The 21,552-nt window shown below is 35.6% G+C and carries 16 protein-coding genes, 1 pseudogene and 1 other annotated feature; of the genes and pseudogenes, 3 read left to right on the top strand and 14 right to left on the bottom strand.

Features of this window, described 5'->3' with window-relative positions; all coding sequences use genetic code 11:
- Positions 1 to 225 precede the first annotated feature (225 nt).
- Both aceA and aceB read right to left on the bottom strand, forming a co-directional pair.
- Positions 226 to 1,512, bottom strand: coding sequence for an isocitrate lyase (gene aceA, locus ACMW72_RS00085; RefSeq protein WP_418366797.1), 1,287 nt, complete (start codon positions 1,510 to 1,512; stop codon positions 226 to 228).
- Positions 1,513 to 1,532: 20 nt separating this feature from the next.
- Complete coding sequence (aceB, locus tag ACMW72_RS00080) at positions 1,533 to 3,107, bottom strand: malate synthase A (protein ID WP_418366796.1); 1,575 nt, start codon at positions 3,105 to 3,107, stop codon at positions 1,533 to 1,535.
- 345 nt (positions 3,108 to 3,452) lie between these two features.
- Here aceB and ACMW72_RS00075 point away from each other — a divergent pair, with 345 nt between their 5' ends.
- Together ACMW72_RS00075 and bioB are read left to right on the top strand one after the other, a co-directional pair.
- Positions 3,453 to 4,004 (top strand): biotin transporter BioY, encoded by a 552-nt coding sequence (locus ACMW72_RS00075; protein WP_418366795.1) that lies wholly within the window; start codon positions 3,453 to 3,455, stop codon positions 4,002 to 4,004.
- A 27-nt stretch (positions 4,005 to 4,031) separates the two neighbouring features.
- A complete protein-coding gene (bioB, locus tag ACMW72_RS00070; RefSeq protein ID WP_418366794.1) occupies positions 4,032 to 5,009 on the top strand; it encodes a biotin synthase BioB in 978 nt (325 codons plus the stop codon).
- Positions 5,010 to 5,035: 26 nt separating this feature from the next.
- Here the strand turns inward: bioB and proC are convergent, their stop codons facing one another.
- The 9 genes and pseudogenes from proC to ACMW72_RS00025 form a co-directional block, all read right to left on the bottom strand.
- The gene (gene proC / locus ACMW72_RS00065) at positions 5,036 to 5,863 is read right to left on the bottom strand and encodes a pyrroline-5-carboxylate reductase (protein ID WP_418366793.1); all 828 of its coding nucleotides are present in this window, start codon (positions 5,861 to 5,863) and stop codon (positions 5,036 to 5,038) included.
- Between the two features lie 15 nt (positions 5,864 to 5,878).
- Positions 5,879 to 7,123: a glutamate-5-semialdehyde dehydrogenase gene (locus tag ACMW72_RS00060; RefSeq protein WP_418366792.1), complete on the bottom strand. Its 1,245-nt coding sequence runs from the start codon at positions 7,121 to 7,123 to the stop codon at positions 5,879 to 5,881.
- Positions 7,124 to 7,153: 30 nt separating this feature from the next.
- The gene (proB, locus tag ACMW72_RS00055; protein ID WP_418366791.1) at positions 7,154 to 7,960 is read right to left on the bottom strand and encodes a glutamate 5-kinase; all 807 of its coding nucleotides are present in this window, start codon (positions 7,958 to 7,960) and stop codon (positions 7,154 to 7,156) included.
- Between the two features lie 57 nt (positions 7,961 to 8,017).
- Positions 8,018 to 8,232: a binding site (T-box leader), on the bottom strand.
- A gap of 109 nt (positions 8,233 to 8,341) precedes the next feature.
- Positions 8,342 to 9,625 carry a LysM peptidoglycan-binding domain-containing protein gene (locus ACMW72_RS00050; RefSeq protein WP_418366790.1) on the bottom strand — a complete coding sequence of 428 codons (1,284 nt, stop codon included), beginning with the start codon at positions 9,623 to 9,625 and terminating at the stop codon, positions 8,342 to 8,344.
- Positions 9,626 to 9,741: 116 nt separating this feature from the next.
- Positions 9,742 to 9,938 (bottom strand): annotated as a pseudogene (locus ACMW72_RS00045) (oxidoreductase); the annotation flags it as partial.
- Positions 9,939 to 10,267: 329 nt separating this feature from the next.
- Positions 10,268 to 11,647 carry a HAMP domain-containing sensor histidine kinase gene (locus ACMW72_RS00040; protein WP_418366789.1) on the bottom strand — a complete coding sequence of 460 codons (1,380 nt, stop codon included), beginning with the start codon at positions 11,645 to 11,647 and terminating at the stop codon, positions 10,268 to 10,270.
- Complete coding sequence (locus ACMW72_RS00035) at positions 11,640 to 12,452, bottom strand: TatD family hydrolase (RefSeq protein WP_418366788.1); 813 nt, start codon at positions 12,450 to 12,452, stop codon at positions 11,640 to 11,642. Before ACMW72_RS00035 ends, ACMW72_RS00040 begins: the two co-directional genes overlap by 8 nt.
- 124 nt (positions 12,453 to 12,576) lie before the next feature.
- Positions 12,577 to 12,816 (bottom strand): hypothetical protein, encoded by a 240-nt coding sequence (locus ACMW72_RS00030; RefSeq protein ID WP_418366787.1) that lies wholly within the window; start codon positions 12,814 to 12,816, stop codon positions 12,577 to 12,579.
- 156 nt (positions 12,817 to 12,972) lie between these two features.
- Positions 12,973 to 13,590, bottom strand: a complete 618-nt coding sequence (locus tag ACMW72_RS00025) for a lytic transglycosylase domain-containing protein (protein WP_418366786.1) — start codon at positions 13,588 to 13,590, stop codon at positions 12,973 to 12,975.
- 652 nt (positions 13,591 to 14,242) lie between these two features.
- On the opposite strand from ACMW72_RS00025, the gene ACMW72_RS00020 reads away from it, so the two are divergent.
- Positions 14,243 to 14,626, top strand: coding sequence for a L,D-transpeptidase (locus tag ACMW72_RS00020; protein ID WP_418366785.1), 384 nt, complete (start codon positions 14,243 to 14,245; stop codon positions 14,624 to 14,626).
- A gap of 2 nt (positions 14,627 to 14,628) precedes the next feature.
- On the opposite strand, the gene ACMW72_RS00015 is transcribed toward ACMW72_RS00020, so the two are convergent.
- From ACMW72_RS00015 to ACMW72_RS00005, 3 genes are all read right to left on the bottom strand, one after another.
- Positions 14,629 to 18,225, bottom strand: coding sequence for an SbcC/MukB-like Walker B domain-containing protein (locus ACMW72_RS00015; protein WP_418366784.1), 3,597 nt, complete (start codon positions 18,223 to 18,225; stop codon positions 14,629 to 14,631).
- Positions 18,222 to 19,460: an exonuclease SbcCD subunit D gene (locus tag ACMW72_RS00010; protein ID WP_418366783.1), complete on the bottom strand. Its 1,239-nt coding sequence runs from the start codon at positions 19,458 to 19,460 to the stop codon at positions 18,222 to 18,224. Before ACMW72_RS00010 ends, ACMW72_RS00015 begins: the two co-directional genes overlap by 4 nt.
- A 126-nt stretch (positions 19,461 to 19,586) precedes the next feature.
- A complete protein-coding gene (locus ACMW72_RS00005; protein ID WP_418367365.1) occupies positions 19,587 to 21,287 on the bottom strand; it encodes a phospho-sugar mutase in 1,701 nt (566 codons plus the stop codon).
- Positions 21,288 to 21,552 lie beyond the last annotated feature (265 nt).

The following is a 21,552-nucleotide window of genomic DNA, read 5'->3' as shown; positions in this document are numbered from 1 at the left end:
TATTTCGCAAAAAAAATCAAAAAAAAGGGAGCTGTCTAAAAAGTCCATTTAAGTTGAAAATCCGCCAAAATTAAACCCCAAAGAATGCTGTAAAATCAACATTCTTTGGGGTTGCTTTTCTAGATTTCGGGGTTAATTACTACTTTTAGGACAGCCCCGGGAAGTAACAAACATCTAAATGGGGAATATACACAATTATCTATAATCGAAAATCATGGGATTAGATTATACAGAAACTCTAAATTGCTTTTCCTCTGTTGAACCCGTTAATGCGGTGGTAGAAGTTGACCCGCCAGTCACTACCATTGTAATTTCATCAAAGTACCCAGCTCCAACCTCCCGTTGATGTCTTGTAGCCGTATACCCTTTTGCCTCACTAGCAAATTCACGTTCTTGCAAATCTGCATATGCTGCCATTCCCCGTTGTTTATAATCATACGCCAATTCAAACATACTATGATTAAGTGCATGAAACCCTGCAAGGGTAACAAATTGAAACTTATAACCCATTTTACCAATCTCTTTTTGGAAGTTAAGAATCTCTTCATCACTTAAATTTAATTTCCAGTTAAAAGATGGTGAACAATTATAAGCAAGTAGTTTACCTGGATATTTCTCATGAATCGCCTCGGCAAATATTCTTGCCTCTTCAATATCTGGTTTGCTTGTTTCAAACCAAAGTAAATCTGCATATGGAGCAAACGAAAGGGCACGATCAATTGCCATTTCGATTCCTCCCTTAATTCGATAAAATCCCTCTTCCGTTCGTTCACCTGTAATAAATTTCTGGTCTCTCGGATCGATATCGCTAGTGATTAATTGAGCTGAATCTGCATCCGTTCTTGCGACAATAATAGTGGGCACACCCATGACGTCGGCGGCTAAGCGAGCAGCAATCAAATTACGTATCGCTGTTTGTGTAGGAATTAATACTTTCCCTCCCATATGCCCACATTTTTTCTCCGATGAAAGTTGATCCTCAAAATGGACTCCAGCAGCACCTGCTTCAATCATTGCCTTCATTAATTCGAACACATTTAAATGACCACCAAAACCTGCTTCTGCATCGGCAACAATTGGAGCAAACCAATAAATATCATTCTTACCTTCTACCGTTTGAATTTGGTCTGCTCGTTGAAAGGCTTGATTGATTCGCTTTACAACATGTGGAACACTATTAGCTGGATATAAACTTTGATCAGGATACATTTGCCCTGCTAGGTTAGCATCAGCAGCCACTTGCCAGCCACTAAGATAAATAGCTTTTAATCCTGCTTTTACTTGTTGTAATGCTTGGTTTCCTGTTAAAGCGCCAAGCGCAGGAACGTAATCCTCTGTATGGAGTAAATTCCACAATCGTTCTGCTCCCATTCGTGCTAAAGTATATTCAATCTGTATAGATCCACGCAAACGTACAACATCTTCTGCACGGTAGGGGCGGATAATCCCTTCCCATCTCGGGTCATTTTGCCACATTTCTTCTATTTTTTTGATTTCATTTTCTCTATTCATTTTATATCTCCTCTCTTGATTTAATTTAAATATTCGTAACCAGGAATTGTAAGAAATTCTTCAAATTCATCCTGAAGAGAAAGTTTTTCAAAGAGTTCACTCGCTTCTGTAAATCTTCCTGATTGATATTTTTCTTCACCAATTTCTTCTTTGATCTTCTCTAATTCTTCAGCCATTATGGTTTTAAACATTTCTTTGGTTACCTTTCGGCCATCATTTAAAATACCGTTAGGGTTATGGATCCATTGCCAAACCTGAGCTCGGGAAATCTCTGCCGTCGCTGCATCTTCCATTAAATGATAGATTGGAGCAGCTCCTTTCCCACGCAACCATGATTCAATATATTGAATACCAACACTGATATTGGTACGTAATCCTTTTTCTGTAATTGCTCCCTCTGGCACTTCTAATAAATGATGAGCTTCAATCTTTACATCTTCTCTTTTTTTCTCAATTTGATTTTTCTTAGGCATGTATTTATTAAATACTTCCATAGCTACAGGAACTAATCCAGGGTGAGCAACCCATGTCCCATCATGTCCGTCATTTGCCTCTCGAATCTTATCCTGACGCACTTTTTCAAAGGCGATTTCATTTGCCTCAGGATTATCTTTAATGGGTATTTGTGCTGCCATTCCGCCGATCGCATGAGCATTTCGTTTATGGCTAGTTTTGATAGCCAATAAAGAGTAGGCACGCATAAACGGCACTGTCATTGTCACGACATTACGATCAGGTAAGATAATGTCCTTTCGATTTCGAAACTTTTTAATGAAACTGAAAATATAGTCCCAACGTCCACAATTTAATCCTGCGGAATGATCGCGAAGTTCGTAAAGAATCTCATCCATTTCAAATGCAGCAAAGATCGTTTCGATTAACACCGTTGCCTTAATCGTTCCTTGGGGGATCCCTAATTCCTTTTGTGCGAAAACAAATATATCATTCCATAAACGAGCTTCTAAATAGCTTTCCAGCTTTGGAAGATAAAAATAAGGTCCACTTCCATTCTCAAGCAAAGTTTTCGCATTATGATAAAAATAAAGGCCAAAATCAAACAGACTTGCGGGTATTGGTTTCCCCTCAAAAAGAACATGTTTTTCTTCCAGATGCCATCCTCGAGGTCGAACAAAGAGTATCGCTACTTTTTCATTCAATTTGTACTCTTTTCCTTCAGGGCTACGATAACTAATCGTTCTCCTTACTGCATCGCGTAAATTAATTTGACCTTGAATCATATTCTCCCATGTAGGGGAGTTCGCATCTTCAAAATCAGCCATAAATACCTTTGCGCCTGAATTAAGGGCATTAATTATCATCTTACGATCGGTTGGTCCAGTTATCTCCACACGTCGATCAAGTAATTCTTCCGGAACAGGAGCAATCGTCCAATTCCCATCCCGAATCTCTTTTGTTTCCGGCAAAAAATCCGGGATTTTCCCTTGATCAATCTCTTTCTGCCTAACTTTTCGGCGGTTGAGTAAATGTTGTCTTGTTTCGGAGAAATTCCTAACTAACTTCTCAAGAAATAGGAGTGCATCTGGTGTTAAAATTTCTTCCACTTGTGGGGTATTTGGTGCATTAATTTTCAACATTGAAGTCCCCGTATTCAATTTTCTCATCTCCCTTTTGTTTTTGTTATATTACAGTATTGTTTTCATGTTAGTATTATATAACAGATAAAAGAAAAAATAAACTACTTATTTTAAATTTTATAAATTTTTTTGATTTAATATCTGTTCTTGTTTTGTCTATTCATTTTAGTAGAGTAAATGTATGAAGAGCTATTGAAACTTGTTCAACAACTCTCAAGTTACTTAATGATTGATCATCAGCCTTGGTATTTTTTTTGTTAACCTTAAGTAATTTATAGGTTGACATATAATTTAAACCGTATTATGATAATTCTAAATAAATAGACAAATAGGAGGAGATTTTCAATGAAAACGAGAGACTGGGTTCTTTCAGCTATGATGACAGCAGTTATAGCAATATTAGCACAACTTAGTATTCCGATAGGTCCAGTACCAATTACTTTATCCATTTTCGGAGTTTTTCTGTCAGCCGGTCTATTAGGCCCTAAAATGGGGACTATTTCTGTGATTCTTTATATTTTATTAGGAGCAATCGGTGTTCCAGTGTTCGCTAATTTTTCTGGAGGCATTCACGTTCTGTTAGGGAAAACTGGTGGTTATCTATTTGGTTATATCATCGCTACATATTTTATTGGAAAGTTTTTTGAGAAATCAAAAGACAAATCAATACGTTATCGTTCCATACATTTCATTGTTCTCTCTTTAATCGGACTAGTGATTATTTATACTTTAGGTGCGATTCAACTTAAATACGTCCTTAATCTGTCTTGGGCCAAAGCTTTTGAATTTGGCGTTGCCCCATTCATCCTATTTGACATCATAAAAATTGTGATTGCCTCAATCATTATCGTCCCAATTAAACAAAGTCTCAAATCTTCAAATCTTTTATTTGAATAAGGATTAAATTAAAAAATGAGGGATAATATGATTCAACATTTAAAAGAAAAAGTTATATCAGGTTATGAAATTACCAAAGAAGAAGCATTATCGTTGGCACAGATCAAAAAAAACGAGTTAGAAGAATTGCTTGATGCAGCCAATGAAATCAGAGAAGCATATCTTGGCAAACAAGTGGATCTTTGTACAATCATAAACGCAAAATCAGGAGGGTGCTCAGAGGACTGTAAATTTTGTGCTCAATCAAGTCATTATCATACCAATATACCTAGATATCCACTTATTCATGAACAAATCGCATTAAAACGGGCAAAAGAAGTAGAACTTCAAGGTGCGCATCGATTCTCCCTTGTGACAAGCGGTAAAGGGATTGGGAATCGCGATTTCGCAAAAATTCTAGAAATCTATAAAATATTAAAAGAAAACACTTCGATTCATTTATGTTCATCACTAGGAATTATCTCTTACGAAAAAGCGAAAGCTTTGAAAGAGGTAGGCGTCACAACTTACCATCATAACTTAGAAACAAGCAGACAATTTTACCCTTCAATTTGTACAACCCATCATTATGACGATCGAATCAAAACGATTAAGAATGCTCAAGCAGCTGGCCTTAATATCTGTAGTGGTGGAATCATTGGTATGGGAGAGACGATGGAAGATCGAATCGATATGGCACTTGATTTACGTGAGTTGAAGGTTAAGTCCGTTCCAATTAATATTTTGACACCTATTGTTGGTACTCCATTAGAACATGTTCCCCCATTACCAATTGAAGAAATATTACAGACAATCGCCATATTCCGTTTTATTCTACCATCGTCTCATATTCGTCTGGCTGGAGGGAGAAGACAATTAGGTGAATACCAAGCAAAAAGTTTTCAATCAGGAGTTAGTGCTGCTCTTGTTGGTGATTATCTAACGACGGTTGGAAGTATAATTGCTGAAGATATTAAAATGTTAGAACAAATGGGTTTTCAAGTAAAAGAAAAAACTGTTGTTTAATCAACAGTTTTTCTTTTACTTTTTTTTTACTGAATTTTCATTATCAATTTTCCTAGTTCTTGTGATCGCAATGCGGCTTTTTTTATTGCTTGATCGATAGCTTTTTGAAATTGAAATTCTTTTAATACTTCTAAGCCAGCCATCGTTGAACCACCAGGACTTGTTACTTTTTCTCTTAAAATCATAGGCTCTTCCATTGTTTCTTTTAGCATATATCCCGCTCCAATAATCGTCTGTATAATAAGTTCTCTTGCCGTTTTATGATCAATTCCTAATTCAACAGCGGAATTTTCCATCGCTTCGACAAGATAATATAGATAAGCTGGACCACTTCCAGACAATCCAGTTACTGCATCTAATAATTTTTCTTTGACAACAGTAACCGTTCCTATAGCTTGTAAGATTGACTGTGCAATTTCAGAATGTTGCTTTTTTGCATATTTTCCTAAAGCAATCGCAGTTGCAGATAATCCAACCATTGCAGAAGTATTTGGCATTGCACGTATTACTGGTCCATTATGGTGAATAGCTTCTGTAATCAAATCTGTTGTAACACCAGCGATAACGGATAAAATTAATTGATCAGAATGACTATACGGATAGATCTCCTGAAGGACTTCCCAGATATCTTTTGGTTTTACTGCTAAAATGAGAATATCAGCTGAAGAAATCGCTTGATACTTGTTTACAGGTTGTTTAACACCATACTTTTTTATTAATCTTTCGATTTTCTGTTTATCGCTTCGATTAATGACTGAAATGTAACTAGGATCTAGAATTTGTTTTTTGGTAAGCCCTGCAATCATCGCTTCTGCAATTGAACCAGCTCCTAAAAAGCAAATATTTTTCTCCATTTGTACTTTTCCCTCCTAACGAATTTGGCCATTACCAAACACCATGTACTTATAAGAAGTTAATGCTTTTAACCCCATTGGTCCTCGGGCATGAAGTTTTTGTGTACTAATTCCGATTTCAGCACCAAATCCAAATTCAAAACCATCTGTAAATCTAGAAGAAGCATTATGATAAACAACAGCGGCATCAACAGACTCCATAAATTTTTTTGCATGATTCCTATTATTCGTTACTATTACTTCTGAATGTTTTGTTCCATAGCGATTGATATGTTCAATTGCCTCATCTACATTCTCAACAATCTTTACCGCTAAGATTAAATCTAAATATTCCGTAGCCCAATCTTCTTCTGTTGCTTGTGTTAGATGGGGAAGCATGGATATGGTTTGTGTACAACCTCGACATTCCACATTTAATTCTTCTAATGAAGCGATAAGTTCAGGTAAATGCTTCTTTGCAAAGTCCCTATGAACCAATAATGTTTCTGCTGCATTACATACCGATGGTCTCTGAGTTTTTGCATTGATAATAATTTGTTTGGCCATTTCATAATTTGCGTCTTGATCAATATATACATGACAATTCCCAGCTCCTGTTTCAATGACAGGTAATGATGAGTTTTCTATGACATATTGAATAAACTTCGCGCTTCCACGGGGAATAAGAACATCAATATACCTATGCAATCGTAACATTCGATCTGTAATTTCATGTCCTTTTTCTTCAATGAGTTGAACGGAAAAAGATGGAATAACCGTTTTTCTAAGAGCATCATGAATGACTTGAATAATTGCTTTATTTGAGTGAATTGCAGAAGAACTTCCCCTTAATAGAATCGCATTCCCAGTTTTAATGGCTAAACTAGCAGCATCAACTGTTACATTAGGCCTTGCTTCATAAATCATTCCAATTACACCTAATGGAACACGTACTTTATTAATCAGTAAACCATTGGGTCTTTTCCAAGATTCGATGATCTCCCCAATTGGATCATCTAAATCGATAAGGATTTGTAGACTCTTTACCATCTCTTCAATTCGCTTCTCATTTAGCATGAGACGATCAAGAATACTCTGGCTTAAACCGCTTAATCGTCCATTGTTAAGATCTTTCTCATTTTCCTGAATGATAAATGATCGCTTATCCATTAGTTCGTTAGCTATCAATCGTAAGGCTTCATTTTTTTTCTCTGTCGGTATAATCGCTAAGTCTTGTGCTGCAATTCTTGCTTTCTTCCCTTTTATCACTAATTCATCCATATGTATACCCCCTTTTTCCAAGACTACACTTCAGCAATTTTTTGATGTAGGACAAAATAAAGATCTTCCGATATAAGTTCCCTCTCCATGACCTTGAATTATATCTAAGAACGAACAATTTGTTATCGCTTTTCCAATATAGACGTTAACCCCAAAAGATAATGCCAGTTTTGCTGCATAAATTTTTGATTTCATGCCTCCCGTTCCAAACTTTGAACCATTTTCGCTAGCTATGTTTTCAATTTGTGAAGTAATTTCCTCTAAATAGGTGATTTTCTTCGCATTTGGATTTGACCTTGGATCAGAATAATAAAGACCATCAATATCTGTTAGTAATAAGAGCAAATCTGCATGAATGAGACCTGCAACTAATGCAGAAAGTTGGTCATTATCCCCAAAGGTCAATTCATCAATAGCTACCGTGTCATTCTCATTTATAACCGGTATAATACTATGTTTGATTAACATTGATAATGTACGATAAGCATAATAATACTGTTTTTGATTTGAAAAATCGTTTCGAGTTAATAGGATTTGAGCAACTGTATAGTGATACTTTTGAAAAGCTTCACTGTAGGCTTGAATGAGTAATCCTTGACCTATTGCTGCCGCAGCTTGTTTGCCTTCAATTGTTTCAGGTCGCTCTTCAAAGCCAAGTAGGTGAAAGCCTGCTGCAACAGCCCCCGAAGAAACTAGAACCACTTCATGTCCAGCCTTTAAAAGCTTAACGATTTCTTTCACATGATGTTCTAACTTTTTGTGTGATAAAAACCCATGTTGGTCCGTTAAAGAGCTACTTCCAATCTTGATAACGATTCTATATTTTTTTGTATTCATTATCTTCACATCCTAATCGCGATTTTACGAGTAAATTAAAAAACTCTTTCATCCTTAAAAAAGGACGAAAGAGTGTCTTCCGTGGTACCACCTTTTATTGGCTAATCAAGCCCGCTTTCTTCTTTGATAACAGAGAAGAAGCCCTCTGTCCAAGTCATCCTTGGCCGTTTAGGGGCGGGTTCAGTAGTTCTTATGATGGAATCTCTCAGCCCATGGATCCCACTCTCTGTACATAATGATAGCTACTTACTATTCCCCATCATCACTTTTGTGCAAAATTAAAATTTATCCACGTATTGTTTATACTTTATATTATGCTTTAAAGCGTTAGCGAATGTCAATCTTTTTGTACAAAAAATTTCTGAATTGTAAACCCCTATACTATTTATATTTTTTAATGTTGAAATTATCCTCCAGTAATATCCAGTTTTGTGGAAACTCTCTTCCCAAAACCCAATAACTGATTCCCCGTAACCGATATTCCTTGATTAAGTCAAATTTAGCTTGCATACTTCTTGCATCTTCAAACCAAACAATATGTTGTTTACCTTGACGATCATAATATCGGAAAAAAGGTGCCTTTGCTCTTTTATCATACTGGATAATTGCCCCCATGCGCCAAGCTAGTTGAACGGCTTCTTTAGGACTTAACATTCTAGCGAAAGGACCTCCCCTAACATATGGAAGCGTCCAATCGTATCCATATAGTGGAGCTCCCATCATGATTTTGTTTCTTGGAATTACACTTACGGCATAATCTAGTACTTGACGAACATTTGGAATCGGTGCAACAGGCATTGGTGGGCCACCAGACCAACCCCATTCATACGTCATAATAATGACAAAATCAACAATCGCTCCATGTGCACCATAGTCATGAGCTTCGTACAACCTTCCTCTTTGTTCACCGCTTATTTTTGGAGCTAAAGCTGTTGAAACGAGGAAACCTTCTGCTTTAAGGCGCGGAGTTATCTCCCTTAAAAATGAGGTATATCGATCTCGATCCCCAGGGTCTACAAATTCAAAGTCGATATTTAATGCGAAAAAACCCCTGTTTCTCATTGTATTGATAACATTTGCAATGAGCCGTTCCCTCGCTCCACGGTTAGTGAATATCGCATGTGTGATCTCCGGTCTAAATGTTCCTTCTGAAAAATTGGTAATCACCATCATTGGTTTGGCTGGGCTATCCCTTAACGCATCTCTTGCAATTTGATCATTAAGTTGTACAAGATCACCATTTGCTCTAACCTGATAGCTAAAAAGACTTAAATACGTTAGAAAACGTTCAGTAGAATTAACGGTAGTGCGATCTCGCTCTGTTCCAGATGGTTCTAAATACCCGTTCACCTCAATTGTTGTTTTTCTAGTTGTAGTTGGAATCCGTAATCGTAATCCTGGATATATAAGGGCTGGGTTAATTATATTATTCTCTTGAATAATCCTTTCAAAATGAATCCCATATTTTTGGGCAATGCTCCATATGGATTCACCAGGTTGAACGATATGAATTCTATCTCGAATAGGAATCACTAAGGCTTCACCTATAACCAATTGAGTCGGATCTTCAATTCCATTAGCTCGCACTATCGCATCTATACTTATACCATACCGATTTGCTATACTCCACAGCGAATCCCCAGGTCTAACAACGACAATCTCCATGCTAACCCTCCTATTTAAATAATTTCATTTTAGGTTATTCCCTAATAAAATAGAACGTGATTAAAGTCTACAAAAAAAGACCAGTTTCACTGGTCTGGTCAATATAGAAACTTATTTTTTTCAGGTTTTAACATTATCCATTGTTCATTTTTACATAGTTTCCTGAAGGATCTGCTCTATCAAAGAAAGGAGAATCGATGGGACCTGGGTTTACAGTTGAAACAGTAATGCCAAATGAAGCTACTTCTTATCTTAAACCATTTGAATAAGCCGCTGCTTTCGCTGTTGCAATCTTACCAGCTACAGAAGCAATATAACAGAAGCAATATAATAATATGTCCACTTTTTTGCTTCATCTCAGTAGCATCTAAGGAAAAAAATTCATGCTTTCCCCTAATTTGCGATGATATTCTTGCAATTTATCCATGGAACAGACAAAGAAGGATAAGGATTGCACTTTTCGTGTAAATAATTTCGCATTTCAGCGCCAATCTCGCACTTGTAATTGCATTGGCTTTATCCTTAACATATCATCCTCCAGCGCATTAATACTAAGTTTTTTGTCGAATACATATCTTTTGACACAATTTTTTGTTAATTTGTGCCGTTTTCTGCGCTTACCGGGGAAATAAAGATCTTAAGTTATGCGAATTTGGGTAATTTAACAATCATAGTCGTTCCTACTCCTTCTTCACTGATGGCCTCGATTTGACCACCATGGAGTCGGATGAATTCTTTCACTAAATAGAGTCCTAAGCCACTTCCTCCTGTTTTTCTTGCTCTTGATTTCTCTACACGATAAAAGCGATCCCAAATTCGAGGTAATTCAGCTTTCGGTATGCCAATTCCTGTGTCTTGAATAGTAATGATAAAAAATTCCGGATTTTGATCCAATCTTACTTCAATTTTCCCTTTTTCGGTATATTTAATTGCATTCTCTATCAAATTAAAAAATACTTGTTCCATTCTTATAGGATCAAGTTTGATAACAGGAATTGGTCTATTTTGAATATCTAAACAAATCTCTAATCCTTTTTCATGAGCAAGGGGAACAACATGATTCACCACTTTTTCTAATAGCTGTTCAATTGAAACCCATTCCTTTTTTAATTGAAATTGTCCCGATTTTATTTGTGCCATATTAAATAAATCATTGACTAAATGAACGACTCGTTTCGTCTCTTCATGAATAATCTTTAATATTTTTATTTGTTCATCTCTTTCTTTGATGAGTCCTTTAGCTAGAATATCTGCATAACCTTGAATATAAGTAAGAGGTGTCCGTAATTCATGAGACACACCTGCTAAAAATTCATTTCTTGTCTCTTCAAAATATTGAAGTTGTTCACCTAGCTTTTGTATTGATTCCCCTAATTGTCCTAATTCATCTTGTCCTTTAACACCAATGATTTGTTTATAATGTCCCTTTGCCATTTCTGATGTGGCTTCCTTCATTTTTAATAACGGATTTGTCAATTTTTTTGAAATTAGAATAATCACACCGATCCCAATTAAAATGACACCAATACTTGTAATCAATATAATCAATCGTAATACTTCAACTGTTTCTCTCAGTAATGAGGTTGGATAATACATGATAACAAAACCTTTTTTCCCTTTCGCTATTGGGATAAGGGAAACAATATAATTATGCTCTCTCCATTCTTGATTCAATATCCGTTCTTGCGTATAGCTATGTATCGAGTTTAAGTATGAAAGCATTTCATCATCATATGGATCGGACGATGTGAGGATTTTACCATTTTGATCTGTAATGATAACCTTTGTGACTACGTCTTTTTCCATTAAACCAACATGCTTAATCGTCGTTTGGTCAAAATTCTGTTCTAATACTTTCGCGTGGTTTTCCCCTCTTGATACCAGGTCCTGAGTTACATAATCGAGAATAAAATGAGTAAATAGTTGAAACATCAAAAAACCTAATAAAAATAATAGACTTAGGAATAATCCGCTAAACAGTATCCCCATTTTAACAGAAATCCGATTCATTGGCCTAAGCATAATATAACCGTCCAAATCTATATGATTCAAAATATAAATTTAGGACATTTTGATGAATGACTTTAGCAATATCTTCTTCAGATCGATTTTTTAACTTTGATAAAATGTGAATACTTTCAAGAATCCAAAATGGTTCCGGTATTTTTTCTGAAAATTTCCCCCTTAAAGGCCACGGTCCATCTGTTTCCAGCAGAATTTGTGTCAAAGGAAAATCTTTTGCAATGATTTGATCCCGTTTGCGAAAAGTAAGTTCGGGAGTAAAGGAAACGGTATAACCCGCATCATTTACTTTTTTCGTTGTTTCCTTTGATGATTTAAACCAATGAAAATGTGCTTTTTTCATATTTGCTTCCAACAAAATCCGTAAGGCAATTTCCGCTTTGTCATGAACCGCATGAAGAATAATCGGTATATTCTGTTTTTTTGCTGTTTCGGTGAAAACTTTTAGCAATTCAATATAGCCATTTAAATCATTCATACCGAGCTCAGATTGGCGATAGTGTATAATACCCACTTCACCAATTGCAACAATTTTGCTCGACTCCCTCTGAATTAAAGATAATAATTCGATCAAATCCTTCTTAACTGGTAACTTTTGTTCAGGATGATGTCCCATTGCAATATGAATAAAGTCTGGATACTTTTGCTTCCATTCTAATAGTTCGTAAGAGGATCTTAAGTCTGTCGCAACGGCAATAATTCCCTTAACACCGGCATTATGCCACTTTTCAAGATAATAGGGAATTTTTTCTTTTGGATATTGATTTAAATGAATATGGCTATCCCATATTGGAAAACGGCTCAATCGAAACAACACCTATCTTTCGTTTAAGATTTGTAACATTTTTGACACATCGTGTATTGGTGCCTGACAAGCAAAATTTTTACAGATATATACCGTTGCTTGATTGTTGATCATCACTTCATCCTTAAAAAAAGGGATCAATCGATTCAATTAGATGATTCTCCATTGGTTCATGAAGCAAAATAACCGTTTCAATTAAAAATTGTGCGTGAATCGCTTGGATGATCTCAACTGTCTGAGGGTCTTTGTACTCTCCTGCGACTACAATTTCCCTTGTAGGCCACAATGCAAATTGCATAGCTATTAAAAAGTAGGCATACCCTTTGGGATATTTGAATCCGTCAGTCAATATTACATGTGACATACAATAGAATCTATTCTGCAATACGAGCATATTTTTCCTCACTTAAACAATTTATGGGCATAAAAAACTCTTCCTTTACACATATCTACAAAGATTATACCCAGAAGGGAAAATCTTACGCATAAGCAACGTATATGGAAGTGCTGTTATTTGATTTTAGGCATTCATATATCCTAGAATTTTCGTAACATAGCGTCGGGTTTCTTTAAAAGGAGGAATACCACCATAACGCTCTACATTTCCAGGTCCTGCGTTATATGCGGCTAAGGCAGTGGGAATATCTTTGTATTTATCAAGTAATTGACGAAGATACTTAACTCCTCCTTCAATATTTTCTCTAGGGTCAAAGGGGTTATTAATACCTAATGACTTTGCTGTATTTGGCATTAATTGCATTAAGCCCATAGCTCCAGCTTTAGATACAGCATTGGGATTAAAATTCGACTCAACACGAATAACAGCTTGTACTAAGTTTACAGGTACATCATATTTTTCTGCCATTTCTTGAATGATGTCTTGAAAATCCCCTGATGACGACTGCTGCAAAATTGGCGGAAGAGAAGTATTGAAAAACCTAACTGATAAATTAGATAAATCCTGAATATCTTGGTTTCCTAAAGATTCCATTTCCTTTAGTAATGCTTGATTTAATAAATCATCAAATCGTTTCTCCGTTTGCCCCATGCTACCATTAAGCTCTTTCATCCTATTTGCATTCAATTGAGCTTGTAATAAACTTTGCATCAATAAATATTTAGAAGAAACGTCTATCAATCAGTTTCACCTCTATAATAATCCTATATAATTATAGAATAACTTATATTTCCATAGTGGACAAGAAAAAAAGAACGAATCATTCCTTCCAGCTTCTTTATTTAATCACGATAATTCGATCAAGACGACAATTTTCTGTTGATTCATCCATATATCTACCTTTGGGTTATGCCCTTTTTGATATCCAAGAATACTCACCACCGATGGGAAGACGACATATATAAAAGTCTATATCAAACCTTATATTAATACATCAAAATTAATTCCATAGAAAATACATCAACATTTAATGTTGGCCAGAGTTTATTAGCCGATTTAAATAATGCAGAAAAAAGATCTCAAGGTGTTGGCCAACAATATGGAGATGCAAGTGGTTTTCAATGTGGTACAAAAGAGGTTCATGAAATGAATCCCTTTTTTTCATAACGTTTTTCTTTTCGTAAATACTAACAGATGGACTGAATGTTAAAAGGAGTTTATTGAATTGATTATGAATAGAAGCTTTAAAATGATAATCCTTGTTTTAATCATAAATTACTTATTTGCCTCTTCTATATTTGCCAAAGAGACAACGGAAACAAAAATACAAAAAAATGATACCCTAAAAAATATAGAAATATCCATGCCGGAAGGATATGAAGGTGTATATCTCGTGATTAATAAAACCCGAAATACATTAAAAGTTTATCTAAATGATACTGTCGTTAAAACGTTTTCAGTGGCTACAGGAAAAAATCAAAACTTAACGCCAGAAGGTCACTTTAAGATTGTTACGAAAGTGAAAAATCCATGGTATCTCCCTAAAAAAATCCCTGGAGGGGATAAGAGAAATCCTTTAGGAACACGATGGCTTGGCTTAAATGTCCCTGGAACTGGTGGATATAAATATGGAATTCATGGGACGAATAACCCTGTATCAATCGGTTTTCATGTAAGCCAAGGTTGTATTCGAATGTATAATCAGGACGTAGAATGGCTATTCCGCCATATCCCCCTTGGTACCTCCGTGACCATTTATAGTGAGCGAAATTCATAAACTTAAGCAGATTCGATGACAATTCTTGACCCATTTCCCCGATCATCAGCAGGAATAACCATCACTTTCCGATGAAGTCTGTTTTTCAATTCAGGAACGTGAGAAATAATGCCAATGACCATATTTTCAGAATGTAATTTCTCCAACGTCATCATTACCGTATCTAATAAATCGGAATCTAATGTACCAAATCCTTCATCCAAAAAGAAAAATTCTAATGGTACCCCGCCTTTTAATTGTATTTGTGATGATAGAGCTAATGCTAAGGCTAATGATGTCAAAAACGTCTCTCCGCCAGATAGGGTACGTACAGGCCGACTTAACCCGCCATTAAACTCATCGACAATTTGAAAACTCCCCTCTTCATCCACTTCTAAGCGATAACGATTTCTCGTTAATTGCAATAATTTTCCCGAAGCAATGATGGTAATATTTCTTAAATATTCTTGTGCAACAAAATCAATAAAACTATTTCCCCGCAATACTTGGTTTAATTCAGAAGCAATATCTAATTGTTCTTGTATTTCTTTTCTTTGTTTCTCAAGTTCTTTCCATTTCTCATAATCCTGTTTGGCATTTTGGTATTCAAATTCCTTCTGTGAGAACTTCTGTCGAATCAGATGCAATTGTTCTTCCCGTTGTTTTTTGTTATTTAACATTTGATTCCATTTTTCTTCTGTCACATTTTTTCCCTTCAGAGTGTTGATATAAGTTCTCTCCCGTTCAGTCAATATCCGTTTCTGTTGCTCAAATTCCTTAATTTCTTCACGAATCTGTTGTAATTCTTTTTCTGTCAAAAGATACATTTTTAATTCCTCGATTGTATGCCACTGATTTGTTCGTAAAAAGGAAATTAGATCACGACTGACTTCCTCAAATTGGCTTTGTAAATTGGAATACACAGCTTGGTCTGAACTTAATTTTTTATCGATCTCATTATATTGATCCATCGCTTGCTCCCAAGCGTTTCTTGCCATTTGTACTTTTTCATTCAATTGTTGTAATCTTTCGTCAATCTCTTGTAACAACTCATGAGTTGTACGACCGTTAGTTAACATAATATATTTATCGTTAAGTTTATTCAATTCTTTAAATTCCGATTGAATGATTTTGTTATCCTGCTCGATTTGTAATTGGAGATGATTAATTTTCTCTAATAATCTTTTTTCTTCATTGGATACTTCTTGAAACTGTATTTCTAATCCTTGATGTAATCTTTCTAATTCTTCCCGTTTTTTGTCAAACTCTTGAATCTGTTGGCGTATCGTAACCAAATCATCCATCGCAAACTCCAAGCCCATCTGATTCCATAATTCTTGAAATTGGGCTATTTCATTCTTAATGGGTTCCATTGACTCATCAATGGCGTTTCTTTGATTGATGTACAAATTCTTTTCCGTGGTTAAAAGATCGATTTTATGTTGGTGTTGTTCCAGATTGGCTTTTTCCTGTTGCCATCTTTCGCTTAATTTTCTCTGATTTTCTATATATTGTTCTAATTCCACTTTGAGATGATTAAGTGATTCTCGCTCTTGATTCCATCTGTCCGTCATTTGCTTAATGGTTAAACCTTGGTATTCTTTAGGCAATTGGAAAATGAGCTTGTTATACTGGGAACGATTCTTTTCGATTTCGCGGCTTAACTTTTTTATTTGATCATCAAAGTACTCAATTTGTTGTGCCAATGTCATTTTTTGACCCTGTTTTTTTACCAATTTTTCTTTTAAGGAAATAATTTGATTTTTTATACTCTCCAGTTTTTCTGTTTCTACCACGAAATCGGTGTCCAAATGTTTTGGTGCAGGGTGTTCTGTTGAACCGCATACCATACATGGTTGTCCTGGTTCTAAATTTTTCGCTAAAACAGCTGCATGAAACTCTAGTTTGAATTGTTCAAAACGCTTTTTCTCTTCTTCCTTATGCATTAATTCGATTTCCAGTTGTTGAATTTGTGTATTTACTTCATTGATTGAGGATACAAGATTTTCCTTTTTTGTTTGCAGAGTTGCCCGTTCTTCTTCTATATTTGTTATCACCTCAGAAAAATGACGAAGTTGTTTGATTAAAATATCTATTTGCAAAAGAGCCCGATCTTGTTGGTTCCAATCAGCTTCTGTAATCATTTGGCTTGTTTCATGCTCTTGCATCTGCTTTTCAATTTGTAGAATTTCCTTTTCCGTTTCCTTAAGTAAATGGAGATGTTTCTCAATTTCTTCATTAACCTTTACAATTTTTTGATCCAATTCATCCATTTCTTGATTTCGTCGGTTAAGCTCATGGATTAGGGATTCAATTTTTGTTCGAATTTCCCAGGCTTGTTCCACTCGCTTACGTTTTTCAGCCGAAACTTGAGCTTTTACGATTTTATCTTTAATCTGGGTTAACTGTTTTTCAATATTTAATAATGTTTGGTGGTCAGCTTGATATTTTTTCCTATGTTCCTCAAGTTCCTTTTGTTTTTCATGCAAAGAAGATTTCAATTGCTTAAGTCGTTCATTGATCTCAGCAATTTCTTTTTCCCATTGCAAGGCTTGTTTTAAAAAAATTCGCTTTTCCATCAAATCCTTTTGCTCTCGTTCATATTGATCCTTTAAATTTTCATATTCCCTTCTTCTTTGTTCTGCTAATTCCTTTACTTGTTCTAACAAAATAAGGGATTCTTCAATTGTCTTCTGATATTGTCCTGTTAGTTTTTCTAACGATTCATAACGCCTTAAAGTTGGTTCAATAAAAGAAGCTTTTTCCCCTTTTTCTTGCTTTTCTTTCAATATTTCTATTTCCTTATCCTTTTGTGAAAGAAGATATAATTGTTTCTGTATTTGTCTTAATTCCTGTTGGATATTCCAATCATGTTGAAATTGCTCGAACTCCTTTAGAAATTGTTCATATTCTTTCGATTGTTTTTGGATTAATTGCTGAATCTCCTCTATTTCTTCTGCTAACTTAGAAACATATTCTTCTGATGAAGAAGATAACATTTCTTGTTTGATAAGTACTTCATTGATTTGATTCCTTAACTTGGCTTCATGCTTATTGGCTCGTTCTTTTAATTGTTTTCCATATTCATCAAGATGAAATAACCGTTCTAACATGGGTCTTCGTTCTTGTGCCTTTAAAGTAAGAAACTCGGCAAATTTCCCCTGAGGTAAGACAACCGCCCGTTTAAAATCCTTAAATTCTAAACCAAGAAGATTTTGAATTTTACGTGTTACTTCTGTTTCTCGATCAGCAATAGGTACTTCTACCCCATTTTCAATTCGGAGAAGACGAGCTAGTGTAGAACGAATTCGCTGTTCTTTATTTCGAGTATAGATGCGTTCTACCGTATATCGTTCATATTGCTCACCAGAATGGAGTTCAAACGTAAATTTTACATGAATCTTATCTTCTTGTTGATTCACAATTCCTACCCGATTCGCTTCACTTCGTTCAACCTCTCCATATAAAGCTAATGTGATCGCATCAAGAATGGTCGATTTCCCACTTCCAGTTGGACCAAAAATTCCAAAAATCCCTGTATCCGTTACTTGAGTAAAATCAATGGTTTGAGGCTTGCGAAAGCTATGTAATCCAGAGAGAGTTAAGGAAATAGGCCTCATGTTTCGTCCTCCTCTTTTCCTTCTTGATGGAAAAGTTCAAGAAATAAATCAATTACCTCTTTTCTTGGACTTGCCCCCATTTTTTGTTGATAAAACCGAATAAAAAGTTCTTTTGGCTCTTTTGTTTGTTTTTCAAAGGTATTTATTGCCTCTTTGATTTCTGGAGTAATGACTTTGATATGAATCAACCCTTCATGCATTTTGCGAATACGTTGAATTTCTTCAATGGACAAAGGATGTTCCACATGCAAAGTTAAATCAATCCATAAGGGAATGTTTGCTTCATCATGGATCCAATGTTCTAATTCATCAATCCCACCTCGAATCGCTTTTTGGATTAAGGGTTTACCACTTGTTAGAAAAATCTCTTTAAACTGAACAAGTTCCCGTGGCTTTAACTCTAAAATGGTAACTGACTTTTTATGATTCGCTTCGGAAAAACTATAAGCAAGGGGAGAGCCAGCATAACGTGTAAACGTAGGTGCTCCTTTTATATTTTGGGCTCGATGAAGATGTCCGAGTGCCATGTATTGAACATAATCTGGCAGATGATTCGCTTCTACCGTATAAGCCCCACCTACTTGGATCTCTACTTCAGAATCGGTAGTCGAACCACCCTGAACAAAAATATGGCTCATTGCGATAGAAATGAGATGGCTTTGGTGAATGGATTTCTGAGAAAGAAACCAATTCTGAATAAAAGCAGAATAAGAACTACGAATTTCTCTCAAGTCAACTTGATCAGATAATAGTTGTTTTAACCTTGCTTCTGAGGGATAAGGTAAGGTAAAGATCATTGCATTTTCATCGGTCAAAGGATGGTACAATTCAAACCAACCGATTCCCGACTGAATCACCCGAATTTGACTTACATTTCCTTTTATTAAAGTGGGTTGAACTTGATCAGTAGGTAAACCAAATAGATATATTCCTTGTTTATCTGCTAAAGGATGAGCGGCACGAATTCGTTCGGGATGATCGTGATTTCCAGAGATGACGACTACTCCCCTCCTTCCAAAATCACTGAGTCGATGAATCGTCTCATAAAAAAGTTGCTCCGCCCATGCAGGAGGATTAACCGATTGATAAATATCACCAGCTATAAGTACAAGATCAATCTTCTCATCTTCGGCGATTTGGCATATCTCTTCCATCACTTCAATTTGTTCTTGTTGACGATCCCTACCTTCTAATGTTTTCCCTAAGTGCCAATCCGCTGTATGTAATACTCTCATTAAAATGGCCACTCCTTCTATTAATCTAGTAACTATTGTACCATCACTTTTCCTGTAAGATGAACACTTATGCTGGGTGCATAAAATCAGCCAGTCCATTCAACGGACTGGCTGAATGATTTATATTTATTTTAAATTGGCCATTTCTAATATTGTTGCTTTTAGTTGTTTTAATTTGGACTGGGATTCTTCTTTTGTTAAGGTCACTACAGAAAAATAAAGCTTAATTTTGGGTTCAGTTCCAGACGGACGAACGGTAAACCAAGATTGATCTTCCATCACCATTTTAATCACATTGGAAGAAGGAAGAGTTAATTTTGTTGTTTCTCCTGTGATTTGATCTTGTTTGAGGCCAACTTTATAATCTTCAATATACTTGATCCTGATTCCTTGAATCTCTTTTGGGGGATTATCACGAAATGAAGCCACGATTTTTTGAATTTTTTGATTCCCTTCAATTCCTTTTAATGTGATAGATACGAGATCCTCCATATAATAGCCAAATTCCTGATAAATTTCTTCTAATACATCAAAAAGGGATTTTCCTTGCTGTTTATAGTAAAGTGCCATTTCAGCAACAATTACAGTGATCTGAACGGCATCTTTGTCACGAACAAAATCGCCAGCCAGATAACCGTAACTTTCTTCATAACCAAAGATAAAAGTATGACTTCCTGATTCTTGATATTCTTTGATTTTTTCACCAATGTATTTAAAACCAGTAAGGGTATTTTCGGTAACGACGCTAAATTTGGAAGCAATCGCTTCGCCTAAATCTGAGGTAACAATTGTTTTTACCATTGCAGCGTTTTTGGGTAAGATTCCTTGCTGTGATTTTTGTTGTAATAAATAATATAGGATTAATGCACCAAGTTGATTTCCATTTAAGGCTTGATATTCATCCCCTACTCTCACCAAAACACCTAAACGATCTGCATCGGGATCTGTCGCCATGATGATATCTGCATTTTTTTCTTTGGCAAATTGAATCGCCAACGTAAAAACTTCTCTTTCTTCAGGGTTTGGAGCCTTAACTGTTGAAAACTGAGGGTCAGGGAATTCTTGCTCAGGAACAACGAAAACGTTTTTAAATCCCACATTGGCTAATATTCGTCTCACAGGTTTATTCCCGGTTCCATGTAATGGAGTATAGACAATGGTAATATCGTTCCCTTTCCTTTGGATAAGATCTGAATTTAATAATAAGGATCTTACCATCCGATCATAAGCTTGTTCTACTTCTTCAGAAATATATGTAATCCATTTTTCAGTTAAAAGAGATTGGAAGTTTTCCAATTGAACATCTAGAGGTTTCTCAATCATTTGAATTTCTTGATAGATTTCTTTTGCCATTTCCTCAGTAATTTGATTTCCATCCTGGTTATAGACTTTATAACCATTGTACTCTGGGGGATTGTGACTAGCTGTGATAACGATTCCTGCGAACGCTTGAAGATACCGAACTGCAAAAGAGAGTAAAGGAGTAGGTTGTAACTCTTTAAACAAATAAACTTTAATTTTGTTCGAAGCAAGAACTCTGGCAGCCTCTTTCGCAAAATTTTGAGAAAATTTACGGGAATCAAAAGCAATCGCCACACCTTTTTGCATCGCTTCATTTCCGTGTTTCAGGATATAATTGGCTAAGCCCATTGTTGCTTTTCGGACAGTATAAACATTCATCCGATTGGTTCCAGCGCCAATAATTCCCCTAAGTCCCCCTGTACCAAATTCGAGATCTTTGTAAAAACGTTCTTCAATCTCTTTCGGATTATCCTTAATTGCCTCTAGTTCTTGATAAAGTTCTTTTTCTAAGTTTGGATTATTCATCCATGTTTCAAATCGTTTAACAAAATTTCCCACCATGACACCACCATTATTTCATGAATTGTTCCATTTTTTTCTCACTCTTTTAATTGTACCCAATAAATTTATTTGTTCAACATGTTCGACAATTTTTATCATTATTTTTACCATTTCTAAGATAAAAAGAAATAAAGGGCATAAACTTATGAACTGCCCCCTGTCAAGTAGACAGTAGAAATAATTAAAATCATCTAAGCGGCTTTGGCTCTATATTCCATAGGGCTGAGGC

The sequence above is a fragment of the Tepidibacillus sp. LV47 genome (assembly GCF_048381575.1).
Classification (GTDB): Bacteria; Bacillota; Bacilli; order Tepidibacillales; family Tepidibacillaceae; genus Tepidibacillus.
The sequence above is the reverse complement of the archived record's forward strand: the minus strand, read 5'-3'. Positions and strand labels throughout refer to the sequence as shown.